Source organism: Burkholderia sp. SRS-W-2-2016, assembly GCF_001931485.1.
Taxonomy (GTDB): domain Bacteria; phylum Pseudomonadota; class Gammaproteobacteria; order Burkholderiales; family Burkholderiaceae; genus Paraburkholderia.
This window is the reverse complement of record NZ_MSDV01000034.1, coordinates 69,786-81,892: the sequence shown is the minus strand read 5'-3', so window position 1 is coordinate 81,892 and position 12,107 is coordinate 69,786. Positions and strand designations below refer to the sequence as shown.

The 12,107-nt window shown below is 64.1% G+C and carries 11 protein-coding genes; all 11 read left to right on the top strand.

Annotation, left to right across the window (positions count from 1 at the left end; translation table 11 throughout):
• The first annotated feature begins 253 nt into the window (after nucleotides 1–253).
• The 11 genes from rpsB (at nucleotide 254) to lpxD (ending at nucleotide 12,090) form a co-directional block, all read left to right on the top strand.
• Nucleotides 254–1,006, top strand: a complete 753-nt coding sequence (gene rpsB, locus BTH42_RS16055) for a 30S ribosomal protein S2 (RefSeq protein WP_018417646.1) — start codon at nucleotides 254–256, stop codon at nucleotides 1,004–1,006.
• A gap of 205 nt (nucleotides 1,007–1,211) precedes the next feature.
• The gene (tsf, locus tag BTH42_RS16050; protein ID WP_075301087.1) at nucleotides 1,212–2,093 is read left to right on the top strand and encodes a translation elongation factor Ts; all 882 of its coding nucleotides are present in this window, start codon (nucleotides 1,212–1,214) and stop codon (nucleotides 2,091–2,093) included.
• Between the two features lie 222 nt (nucleotides 2,094–2,315).
• Nucleotides 2,316–3,029, top strand: coding sequence for a UMP kinase (pyrH, locus tag BTH42_RS16045; RefSeq protein WP_075301085.1), 714 nt, complete (start codon nucleotides 2,316–2,318; stop codon nucleotides 3,027–3,029).
• 97 nt (nucleotides 3,030–3,126) lie between these two features.
• Nucleotides 3,127–3,687 (top strand): ribosome recycling factor, encoded by a 561-nt coding sequence (gene frr / locus BTH42_RS16040; RefSeq protein ID WP_075301083.1) that lies wholly within the window; start codon nucleotides 3,127–3,129, stop codon nucleotides 3,685–3,687.
• A 61-nt stretch (nucleotides 3,688–3,748) separates the two neighbouring features.
• Nucleotides 3,749–4,531, top strand: coding sequence for a polyprenyl diphosphate synthase (gene uppS / locus BTH42_RS16035; RefSeq protein WP_075301081.1), 783 nt, complete (start codon nucleotides 3,749–3,751; stop codon nucleotides 4,529–4,531).
• Nucleotides 4,525–5,346 (top strand): phosphatidate cytidylyltransferase, encoded by an 822-nt coding sequence (locus BTH42_RS16030; RefSeq protein WP_075301079.1) that lies wholly within the window; start codon nucleotides 4,525–4,527, stop codon nucleotides 5,344–5,346. Before uppS ends, BTH42_RS16030 begins: the two co-directional genes overlap by 7 nt.
• A gap of 10 nt (nucleotides 5,347–5,356) precedes the next feature.
• Nucleotides 5,357–6,562 carry a 1-deoxy-D-xylulose-5-phosphate reductoisomerase gene (locus BTH42_RS16025; protein WP_075301077.1) on the top strand — a complete coding sequence of 402 codons (1,206 nt, stop codon included), beginning with the start codon at nucleotides 5,357–5,359 and terminating at the stop codon, nucleotides 6,560–6,562.
• A 7-nt stretch (nucleotides 6,563–6,569) separates the two neighbouring features.
• Nucleotides 6,570–7,964, top strand: a complete 1,395-nt coding sequence (gene rseP, locus BTH42_RS16020; RefSeq protein WP_075301075.1) for an RIP metalloprotease RseP — start codon at nucleotides 6,570–6,572, stop codon at nucleotides 7,962–7,964.
• 67 nt (nucleotides 7,965–8,031) lie between these two features.
• Nucleotides 8,032–10,344 carry an outer membrane protein assembly factor BamA gene (bamA, locus tag BTH42_RS16015; protein ID WP_075301073.1) on the top strand — a complete coding sequence of 771 codons (2,313 nt, stop codon included), beginning with the start codon at nucleotides 8,032–8,034 and terminating at the stop codon, nucleotides 10,342–10,344.
• Between the two features lie 71 nt (nucleotides 10,345–10,415).
• Complete coding sequence (locus BTH42_RS16010) at nucleotides 10,416–10,937, top strand: OmpH family outer membrane protein (RefSeq protein WP_178392180.1); 522 nt, start codon at nucleotides 10,416–10,418, stop codon at nucleotides 10,935–10,937.
• A gap of 28 nt (nucleotides 10,938–10,965) precedes the next feature.
• The gene (lpxD, locus tag BTH42_RS16005; RefSeq protein ID WP_075301069.1) at nucleotides 10,966–12,090 is read left to right on the top strand and encodes a UDP-3-O-(3-hydroxymyristoyl)glucosamine N-acyltransferase; all 1,125 of its coding nucleotides are present in this window, start codon (nucleotides 10,966–10,968) and stop codon (nucleotides 12,088–12,090) included.
• The last annotated feature ends 17 nt before the right edge of the window (nucleotides 12,091–12,107 follow it).

The following is a 12,107-nucleotide window of genomic DNA, read 5'->3' as shown; positions in this document are numbered from 1 at the left end:
TAGTCACGTGCTATACTCTTCGGCTAAGTCGATCTTGTCCCTTGTCGTTGCATTCCGTGCATGACAGGTGGGGCGGAGCGGCTTGTCGCGGCACTTCGGTTGTCTGTGTCGCGAGCAAAGTAGCGATTCAGGCAGCCAATTCGCAAGCCGGCGCACCCAGGGTGTCGACGCGTTTTACAGCAGCGCACGAAAGTGCGGGCGGACGCGGCCGATACGGCAGCCGGCTTAAGACCCAACCCTCGTGGAGAATTTCATGGCAGTTACGATGCGTCAAATGCTGGAAGCAGGTGTCCACTTCGGTCACCAGACCCGCTTCTGGAACCCGAAGATGGCTCCGTTCATTTTCGGTCACCGCAACAAGATTCACATCATCAACCTCGAAAAGACGCTGCCGATGTACAACGACGCGCTGAAGTACGCGCGTCAGCTGGCATCGAACCGTGGCACGATCCTGTTCGTCGGCACGAAGCGTCAGTCGCGTGACACGATCGCCCAGGAAGCGCAGCGCGCCGGTATGCCGTTCGTCAACGCACGCTGGCTCGGCGGCATGCTGACCAACTTCAAGACGCTGAAGGTTTCGATCAAGCGCCTGAAGGACATGGAAGCAGCGCTGGAAGCAGGCGAAACCGAGCGCATGAGCAAGAAGGAAGCGCTGTTGTTCGAACGCGAAATGGCCAAGCTGCAGAAGTCGATCGGCGGCGTGAAGGACATGGGCGGCATTCCGGACGCGATCTTCGTCGTCGACGTCGGCTACCACAAGATTGCCGTGACCGAAGCGAACAAGCTCGGCATTCCGGTCATCGCCGTGGTCGATACGAACCACTCGCCGGAAGGTGTGGACTACGTGATCCCGGGTAACGACGACGCCAGCAAGGCAGTCGCCCTGTACGCGGCAGGCGTGGCCGACGCGATCCTCGAAGGCCGTGCGAACGCGGTCAACGAAGTGGTCCAGGCTGCACGCGGCGGCGACGGCGACGAGTTCGTCGAGGTCAACTCGGAAGCGTAAGGCTGCCCAGTGTCCGGCATAAAAGGGGGCTTTCTACAGGCCCCCTTTTTTTAAGTCGCGACACTTGTAACACGCATCTGGCAAGGTGCTGGCGGACGGCAACAACAGGTCGTCCGTAAAATTACGCGAAAACGCTGAAACGAATTCCTGCCGCCGGCATCGAAGTGCGGGCGGCGTGTCACAGACAGAACCCAAGGAGCAAATGATGGCGGCAATTACCGCAAGCATGGTTGCAGAACTGCGCGCGAAGACCGACGCGCCGATGATGGAATGCAAGAAGGCGCTGACGGAAGCCGACGGCGATCTGGCGCGCGCTGAAGAGCTGCTGCGCGTGAAGCTCGGCAACAAGGCGAGCAAGGCTGCATCGCGCGTGACGGCTGAAGGCGTGGTCGCATCGTTCATCGCCGGCAACGCTGGTTCGCTGGTCGAACTGAACTGCGAAACCGACTTCGTCTCGAAGAACGACGACTTCCTGGCTTTCTCGAAGAAGATCGCCGAGCTGGTCGCAACGCAAAACCCGGCTGACGTCGCTGCTCTGTCGGCACTCCCGCTGGACGGCCAGACCGTCGACGCAGTGCGTCTCGCACTGGTCGGCAAGATCGGCGAAAACCTGTCGATCCGCCGTTTCGTGCGCTTCGACACCGCCAACAAGCTGGCAGCGTACCTGCACGGCACGCGCATCGGCGTGCTGGTCGAGTACACCGGCGCGGACGAGCAGGTCGGCAAGGACGTCGCAATGCACGTTGCGGCAATGAAGCCGGTTTCGCTGTCGTCGAACGACGTGCCGGCGGAGCTGATCGCCAAGGAACGCAGCATCGCTGAACAGAAGGCCGCCGAATCGGGCAAGCCGGCTGAAATCGTCGCGAAGATGGTCGACGGTAGCGTGCAGAAGTACCTGAAGGAAGTGTCGCTGCTGAACCAGACGTTCGTGAAGAACGACAAGCAGACGATCGAACAGATGCTGAAGGCAGCGAACGCGAGCGTGCAGAAGTTCACGCTGTTCGTGGTCGGCGAAGGCATCGAGAAGAAGCAGGACGACTTCGCGGCGGAAGTGGCCGCCCAGGTCGCTGCTGCAAAGCAACAATAAGCCTTACCTAAGCTTCAACGCTGTACCGTTGGACCCGCGGCGGGGCAAGATCCCGCCGCGCTCGGCAGTACCGCAAGGCCGCGCCCGGGTTGACCCTCGCCGCGCGGCCGCCGTCGGCGGACCTCATCGGTTCGCCGAGCTGGCGGCGCTTGCCCGAATCAGCATTTCACCCCTACATTAGTCCCTTGTTGTTGCCCTGTTCTGCGCGATCTGGATACCTCTATGCCCACTGCCTACAAACGCGTCCTGCTCAAACTCTCCGGTGAAGCTCTGATGGGCGACGATGCCTTCGGCATCAATCGCGCGACCATCGAACGAATGGTGGCGGACGTGGCCGAGGTGGTCCGTCTCGGAACGCAGCTGGCCGTGGTGATCGGTGGCGGCAATATCTTCCGCGGCGTCGCGGGCGGCGCGGCCGGTATGGATCGCGCAACGGCCGACTACATGGGCATGCTGGCCACGATGATGAACGCGCTGGCATTGCAGGACGCAATGCGCCACGCCGGCATCGAAGCGCGCGTGCAATCGGCGCTGCGCATGGATCAGGTGGTCGAGCCGTACATCCGGCCCCGCGCGATCCGCCAGCTCGAGGAAGGCAAAGTCGTGATTTTCGCGGCCGGTACCGGCAACCCGTTCTTCACGACCGATACCGCCGCCGCACTGCGCGGCGCGGAAGTCGGCGCGGAAGTGGTGCTGAAGGCGACCAAGGTGGACGGCGTCTACTCGGCCGATCCGAAGAAGGATTCGAGCGCGACCCGTTACACGACGATCAGCTTCGACGAGGCGATCGGCCGCAATCTGCAGGTGATGGACGCGACCGCGTTCGCGCTGTGCCGCGACCAGAAGCTGCCGATCCGCGTGTTTTCGATCGTCAAACCGGGCGCGCTCAAGCGCATCGTACAAGGTGAGGACGAGGGCACCCTCGTCCACGTGTAAACTCTCGTTTACATTAGTGGGCTTTGACGCGAGCCCGGGCCGCCGCATCGCGCGTGCCGGGCGGCTCGCACCGTTTAGAAGGTTCGGAGGTTAAAAAATGTCTGTGGCTGATATCAGGAAGGGCGCTGAGCAGAAAATGCAGCGTTCGATCGACGCGTTCAAGAACGACCTGTCGAAGATCCGTACGGGCCGTGCTCATACGGGCCTGCTCGACCATATCCAGTGCGACTACTACGGTTCGCCGGTGCCGATTTCGCAGGTCGCGAACCTGACGCTGATCGACGCCCGCACGATCGGCGTGCAGCCGTGGGAAAAGAAGATGGTGCAGGTCGTCGAAAAGGCGATCCGCGAGTCGGACCTCGGTCTGAACCCGGCCACCCACGGCGACGTGATCCGCGTACCGATGCCCGCGCTGACCGAAGAGCGTCGTCGCGAGCTGACCAAGGTCGTGCGCAGCGAAGCCGAAACCGCCAAGGTGGCCGTGCGCAATCTGCGCCGCGACGCCAACGAGACGTTGAAGAAGCTCGTCAAGGACAAGGAAATCTCGGAAGACGACGAGCGTCGCGCAGGTGACGACGTTCAGAAGCTGACGGACCGGTTCGTCGCTGAAATCGACAAGCTCGTCACGACGAAAGAAGCCGAGATCATGACGGTCTGACGCCGCCCGGCTCAGTCCTTTTGATTTCCACTTCTTTACTGGCATTACTGTCCCGACGGCCATGACCTATACCAGCTCAACCGTGCGCGTGCCTGAAGTCGCCGCGGTGCCGCGACATATCGCGATCATCATGGATGGCAACGGCCGTTGGGCCACCCAGCGGCGTCTGCCGCGCGTGGCGGGCCATACGCGCGGCGTCGACGCAGTGCGGGCGGCCGTCGAGGCGTGCGCGCGCAAGGGCGTCGAGTATCTGACGCTGTTCGCGTTCAGCTCGGAGAACTGGCGCCGCCCGAACGAAGAGGTGTCGTTCCTGATGCGCCTGTTCGTGACCGCGCTGGAGCGCGAAATCGGCAAACTGCACGCGAACGGGATCCGTTTGCGGGTGGTCGGCGATCTCGACCGCTTCGACGCGAAGATTCGCGATCTGATCAAACGCGCGGAAACCAAGACCGCGCGCAATACCCGTCTCACGCTGACCATCGCCGCGAACTACGGCGGTCGCTGGGACATCATGCAGGCTACCCGCAAGCTCGTCGAACAGGCGGCCGCGACCGGCAAGACGGTCGAGGTCAGCGAGGACTCGTTCGCCGAGCATCTGTCGATGGCCTACGCGCCGGAGCCGGACCTGTTCATCCGTACCGGCGGCGAGCGCCGGGTCAGCAACTTCCTGCTGTGGCAGCTCGCGTACACCGAGTTCTATTTCACCGACACGTTCTGGCCTGACTTCGATGCCGACGCGCTCGGTCATGCCATCGCTTCGTACGCCGAACGGGAACGCCGTTTCGGCCGCACCAGTGCTCAACTCGAGCCGCAATCGCAAAACGTCGATTCGCTTCCATGCTAAAGACCCGTGTCATCACGGCGATCGTCCTGCTGGCAGTGTTGCTGCCCGTCACGCTGTTCGCGCCGATCGGCGGGTTCGGCGCGCTGATCGCCTTCGTCGTCGTGTTCGCCGCGTGGGAGTGGGCGCGCCTGCTCAAGCTCGGCGGCGCCGGTCCGATCGTGTATGCGCTGATCGCGGCACTCGCGCTGGTCGCGAGCACGCGCGCCGGCATCGGTCCCGAAGCCGCGCGGCCGTTCTTTCAGGCGGCCGCGGTGTTCTGGGTGATCGCCGGTCCGTTCGTGCTGCTGCGCAAGCCGGTGCTCGCGCAGGGCGCGTGGCGCGCGTTCCTGTTTCTGGCCGGCATCGTCACGTTCGTGGCCTGCTGGCATGCGCTGGTCGCCGCCCGCGTGCAGGGCGTGCCGTTCGTGCTGTCGCTGCTGCTGTTGGTATGGCTCGCCGATATCGGCGCATACTTCTCCGGAAAAGCATTCGGCAAGCATAAGCTGGCCCCCGCGATCAGTCCGGGTAAAACCTGGGAGGGCGCGATCGGCGGCTGGTTGCTGGTGATGATCGTCGCTGCGGCGGCGATCTTTTTGCACGCGTTCGAGCCGACCCTGTATTCTGCGCTGCTGGCGCAACTGGGCGCGCTGCGCACGGTGCTCGCGCTGACCCTGCTGGTGATCTTCAGCGTGGTCGGCGATCTGTTCGAATCGATGTTGAAACGCCAGGCCGGCGTCAAGGATTCGAGCGGTCTGTTGCCGGGGCACGGCGGCGTGCTCGATCGCATCGACGCGTTGTTGCCGGTGCTGCCGCTCGCCATGCTGCTGCTCGGCTAGAGAAAGAGATATGCAAAAACGTCTGACATTGCTCGGTTCCACGGGCTCGATTGGAGACAGTACGCTCGACGTCGTCGCGCGTCATCCCGAGCGTTTCTCGATTTACGCGCTGTCCGCGCATCGCAACGGCGACAAGCTCGTCGAGCAATGCCTGCGCTTTGCGCCCGAAGTCGCGGTGGTCGGCGACGCCGATACGGCCGCGCGGGTCGCCGCGAAGCTGCGCGAAGCGGGCAGCAAGACCGAGGTCACGTACGGGCCGCAAGCGCTCGTTGACGTCGCGAAGAGCGACGGCTGCGACACGGTAGTCGCGGCGATCGTCGGCGCGGCCGGCCTCGCGCCGAGTCTGGCCGCCGCGCGCGCCGGCAAGCGCATCCTGCTCGCCAACAAGGAAGCGCTGGTGATGTCCGGCGCGATCTTCATGGACGCGGTGCGCGACAACGGCGCGGTGCTGCTGCCGGTCGACAGCGAACACAACGCGATTTTCCAGTGCCTGCCGCGCGAAGCATCGCTGCACGGCGGTGTCTCGAAGATCATCCTGACCGCGTCGGGCGGGCCGTTCCGCACCCGCGAACCGGCGACCCTCGTCGACGTGACGCCGGACGAAGCGTGCAAGCATCCGAACTGGGTAATGGGCCGCAAGATTTCGGTCGACTCGGCGACGATGATGAACAAGGGTCTCGAAGTGATCGAGGCGCACTGGCTGTTCAATCTGCCCGGCGAGCGTATCGAGGTGCTGATCCATCCGCAGAGCGTGATCCATTCGCTGGTGTCGTACGCGGACGGTTCGGTGCTCGCGCAGCTCGGCAACCCCGACATGCGCACACCGATCGCGCACGCGCTGGCGTTCCCCGACCGGGTCGACTCCGGCGTCGCGCAGCTCGATCTCGCCGAGATCGCCTCGCTGTCGTTCGAGAAGCCCAATTACGCGCGCTTCCCGTGCCTCGCGCTCGCGATGAAGGCGCTTGCCGAGGGCGGCGTCGCCAGCGCCGCGCTCAATGCCGCGAACGAAGTCGCGGTCGACGCGTTCCTGACCCGGCGCATCGGCTTCATGGCGATCGCCCAGGTGGTCGACTCGGTGCTCAACGCATTGCCGAACCGCAGCGCGCACGCGCTCGACGACGTGATCGAGGCCGACGCCGCCGCGCGCCGCGCCGCTACCGAATTCATCGCGCGTCTGCCCGACGGCGCCCGTCGTACGGAACGCGCCGTCCAGTGAGGCGCTTATGAATCTGCTGATCGAACTGCTCGCTTTCGCGGTTGCGATTGGGGTGCTCGTGGTGGTCCACGAGTACGGGCACTACAGCGTCGCGCGTCTGTGCGGCGTGAAGGTGCTGCGCTTTTCGATCGGCTTCGGCAAGCCGCTCGTTCAGTGGGTCAGCCCGAAGACCGGCACCGAGTGGACGATCTCCGCGCTGCCGCTGGGCGGCTACGTGAAGATGCTCGACGAGCGCGAAACCGGCACCGCGGCGATTCCCGCCGCCGACTTGCCGCACGCGTTCAACCGCCAGTCGGTGTGGCGCCGGATCGCGATCGTCGCGGCCGGCCCGGTCGCCAACTTCCTGCTCGCGATCGTGCTGTTCGCGCTGGTCTTCGCGACCGGGGTGACCGAGCCCGCTGCGGTGATCGCGACGCCCGCGCCGAATACGCCCGCGGCCATGGCCGGCTTCGAGGGCGGCGAGACGATCGTCGGCGTACGCACTGGCAACAGCGACGAGACCGAGCCGGTGCGCTCGTGGTCGGATCTGCGCTGGAAGCTGCTCGGTGCCGCGTTCGATCACCAGCACATCGTGCTGGCCGCGAAGGATTCGCACGGCATCTCCGATTTCCCGCTGGACCTGCGCGGCCTGACCGAGAAAGAAGTCGACGACGACCTGATGGCGCGGCTGGGCTTCGAGCCCGGCGGCGGCAAGCTGACGGTCGCGGGCGTGCAGTCGGGTAGCGCCGCGCAGAAGGCGGGGCTGGTCGCCGGCGACCGGCTGCGCGCGCTCAACGGCGTGCCGACCGACAACGCCGCGGCGTGCATCGCCTATGTCAAATCGCACGCCGGCGTGCCGGTCGTGCTGCAGATCGAGCGCGGCGGCCGTGGCGGCCATCCGGCGGGCAAGCTCGAAGAACTGAGCATCGTGCCGCAAGCGCAGCGCGATGCGGCGAGCGGGCAGCAGATCGGCCGCATCGGCGCGGAACTGGCGACCCAGGTGCCGTCGATCGACGTGCGTTATGGACCGATCGACAGTCTGCGGCTCGGCGCGCATCGCACGTGGGAGCTGTCGGTGTACTCGGTGCGGATGTTCGGGCGGATGATCGTCGGCGAAGCATCGCTGCGCAATCTGTCCGGTCCGGTGACGATCGCCGATTACGCGGGAAAGAGCGCACGTCTGGGTCCCACCGCGTTTCTGTCGTTCCTGGCCCTTGTCAGCATTAGCCTCGGCGTGCTGAACCTGCTACCGATTCCGGTATTGGACGGGGGTCATCTGTTATATTATTTGGTTGAAGCTGTGACCGGTAAAGTTGTCTCCGATCGCTGGCAACTCGTTTTTCAGAGGGCGGGTCTCGCCTGCATCGTCGCATTGTCGGCGATTGCGCTGTTCAACGACCTGGCTCGTTTAATCCATTTCTAAAGTGTCTGGCGGCGTTCAAGAGGGCGGCCGTCCGACCTGATGCAGCTATACACACTGGGGAAGCACGTTGTTTAAACCTCATCGCTTTGGTCCAAAGACGGTTATAGCCGCGGCACTCGCCGCGCATGGGCTGGTTGCTCACGCAACGACGCCCTTCGTGGTGCAAGACATCCGCATTGAGGGATTGCAACGCGTCGAACCGGGCACCGTGTTCGCGTACCTGCCCATCAAGCAAGGCGATACATTCTCCGACGACAAGGCGTCCGAAGCGATTCGCGCGCTGTATGCAACGGGCTTCTTCAACGACGTCAGAATCGCGACCGAAGGCAACGTGGTCGTCGTGCAGGTGCAGGAGCGTCCGGCCATCGGCACGATCGACTTCGCCGGCATTCACGAGTTCGAGAAGGACAACCTGATCAAGGCGCTGCGCGCGGTCGGGCTGTCGCAAGGCCGTTACTACGACAAGGCGCTGGTCGACAAGGCCGAGCAGGAACTGAAGCGTCAGTACCTGACGCGCGGTTTCTACGCGGCTGAAGTCACCACCACGATCACGCCGATCGACCGCAACCGGGTCGGCATTCTGTTCTCGGTCGCCGAAGGCCCGAGCGCGAAGATCCGCCAGATCAACTTCATCGGCAACAAGACTTTCAGCACCGGCACGCTGCGCGACGAAATGCAGCTGTCCACGCCGAACTGGTTCTCGTGGTACACGAAGAACGACCTGTACGCGAAAGACAAGCTGACCGGCGACCTCGAGAACATCCGCTCGTATTACCTGAACCGCGGCTACCTCGAGTTCAATATCGAGTCGACCCAGGTGTCGATCTCGCCGGACAAGAAGGACATGTACCTGACGGTCACGCTGCATGAAGGCGAGCCGTACACGATTTCGAACATCCGCCTCGCCGGCAATCTGCTCGATCGCGAAGCAGAGCTGAAGAAGCTGATCAAGATCAAACCGGGCGACCGCTTCTCGGCGGAAAAGCTGCAGGCCACCACGAAGGCGATCGTCGACAAGCTCGGCGAATACGGCTACGCATTTGCGACCGTCAACGCACAGCCGCAGATCGACCAGAACAACCACACGGTCGACCTCACGCTGCAGGTCGATCCGAGCCGCCGCGTGTACGTGCGCCGCATCAACGTGGTCGGCAACACCCGCACGCGCGACGAAGTGGTGCGCCGCGAAATGCGCCAGCTCGAAAGCTCGTGGTTCGATTCGAACCGCCTCGCGCTGTCGAAGGACCGTATCAACCGTCTGGGCTACTTCACCGACGTCGACGTCACGACGATTCCGGTGGAAGGCACGCCCGACCAGGTCGACATCGACGTGAAGGTCGCTGAAAAGCCGACCGGCGCGATCACGCTCGGCGCGGGTTTTTCGTCGACGGACAAGGTGGTGCTGTCGGCCGGTATCTCGCAAGATAACGTGTTCGGCTCCGGTACCAGTCTGTCGGTGAACATCAATACCGCGAAGACGTACCGCACGCTGACGGTCACCCAGGTCGATCCGTACTTCACGGTGGACGGCATCAAGCGCATTACCGACGTCTACTACCGCACGTATCAGCCGCTGTACTACTCGACGGATTCGAGCTTCAAGATCGTCACGCTCGGCGGCGACCTGAAGTTCGGCATCCCGTTCTCCGAAGTCGACACCGTGTACTTCGGCGCGGGCTTCGAGCAGAACCAGCTGGACGTCGATGCGAACACGCCGGCTTCGTACAAGCAATACGTCGAAGACTTCGGCCGCATTTCGAACAACGTGCCGCTCACGGTGGGCTGGTCGCGCGATGCGCGCGATAGCGCGCTGGTACCGAGCCGCGGCTACTTCGCGCAGGCGAACGCCGAGTACGGCACGCCGATCGGCGGCACGCAGTACTACAAGGCCGACATCAACGCGCAGTACTATTACTCGTTCGCGCGCGGCTTCGTGCTGGGCTTCAACTTCCAGGGCGGTTACGGTAACGGTCTGTCCGGCAAGCCCTATCCGATTTTCAAGAACTACTACGCGGGCGGTATCGGTTCGGTGCGTGGTTACGAGCCGAGCTCGCTGGGTCCGCGCGACAAGACGACCGGCGACCCGATCGGCGGCTCGAAGCTGCTGGTCGGCAATATCGAGTTGACGTTCCCGCTGCCGGGCACCGGTTATGACCGCACGTTGCGTGTGTTCACGTTCCTCGACGCCGGTAACGTGTGGGCGGATGCGAGCTCGGCGGCGACGTCGGTGGGCTCGAACGGTCTGCGTTACGGCTACGGTGTCGGTCTCGCGTGGATCTCGCCGATCGGCCCGCTCAAGCTGAGCCTCGGCTTCCCGCTGACCAAGCACACCGGCGACCAGTATCAGAAGTTCCAGTTCCAGATCGGGACCGCGTTCTGATCGGAGCGACGACGCTTCCGGCCGCTGGCGGCCGGAAGCGGGCAGCAAACTACAGTATCGAGAGGATGACTTTGCTAACCGGAATGTTTTCGAAACGTGTAGCGTGCGCATTGGCGCTGGCCATGACACTGGGCGTCGGGGTCGCGCATGCGCAGGAGGCGAGAATCGCCGCGGTGAATTCCGACCGGATCCTGCGCGAATCGGCTGCGGCCAAGGCCGCGCAGGTCAAGCTCGAGGCCGAATTCGCGAAACGCGACAAGGATCTCGCCGACATGGCGCAGAAGCTCAAGTCGATGTCCGATTCGCTCGACAAGAGCGGCGCGTCGCTGTCGACCGCCGACCGCGCGCAGAAGCAGCGCGACCTGTCGCAGCTCGATTCGGACTTCCAGCGCAAGCAGCGTGAGTTCCGCGAAGATCTGAACCAGCGCCGCAACGAGGAACTCGCGGCGGTGCTCGATCGCGCGAACAAGGTCATCAAGCAGATCGCGGAAACGCAGCACTACGATCTGATCGTGCAGGAAGCGGTGTATGTGAGCCCGCGCATCGATATCACCGACCAGGTGCTGAAGGCACTGGCGGCGTCGGGTAACTGAGCACCGCAGGACAGGAGACAGGATAGGCATGGGATTTACGCTCGAGGACATCGTCCAGCGGTTCGGCGGTGAAGTAGTCGGTAACGGTTCGCAGCGCGTGGGCAGTCTCGCGCCGCTCGACCAGGCAGGCCCGGACCAGTTGGCGTTCCTCGCCAATCCGAAGTATCTGTCGCAGGTCGAGACGACCCGCGCGGGCGCGGTGCTGATCAGCGCCGGCGACCTCGCGAAGCTGGCCACGCCGGACAGCCGTAACTTCATCGTCACGCCGAATCCGTACGCTTACTTTGCGCGCGTCGCGCAAACCTTCATCGACCTCGCGGCGCCGAAGGCGGTGCCCGGCGTGCATCCGAGCGCGGTCATCGACCCGTCCGCGCAGATCGCGGCGAGCGCGGTGCTCGGCCCGCGCGTCACGGTCGAAGCGGGCGCGGTGATCGGCGAGCACGTGCGGCTCGACGCGAACGTCGTGATCGGCCGCGGCACGCGGGTCGGCGCGAACTCGCATCTGTATCCGAACGTGACCGTCTACTACGGCTGCAAGCTCGGCGAGCGCGTGATCGTGCACGCCGGCGCGGTGATCGGCTCGGACGGCTTCGGCTTCGCGCCGGACTTCGTCGGCGAAGGCGAGGCGCGCACCGGCAGCTGGGTGAAGATTCCGCAGGTCGGCGGCGTGTCGATCGCAAACGATGTCGAAATCGGCGCGAACACCACGATCGACCGCGGCGCGATGGCCGACACGATCATCGAGGAGTGCGTGAAGATCGACAACCTCGTGCAGATCGGTCACAACTGCAAGGTCGGCGCGTACACGGTGATCGCGGGCTGCGCGGGCATCGCGGGCAGCACCACGATCGGCCGTCACTGCATGATCGGCGGCGCGGTCGGGATTGCCGGCCACGTGACGCTCGCCGATTACGTGATCGTCACCGCGAAGTCCGGCGTGTCGAAGTCGCTGCTCAAGCCCGGCATGTACACGAGCGCGTTCCCGGCCGTGAACCACGCCGACTGGAACAAGAGCGCCGCGCTGCTGCGCAATATCGACAAGCTGCGCGACCGTATCAAGGCACTCGAAGCGAACGCAGCCGCCGCGGCGGACAAGGGCGCCCATGCCGGCGGCAACCCGGCAGCCGACTCATCCCCGGGTACAAACACCTAAGATCACCGGCGGCGCGC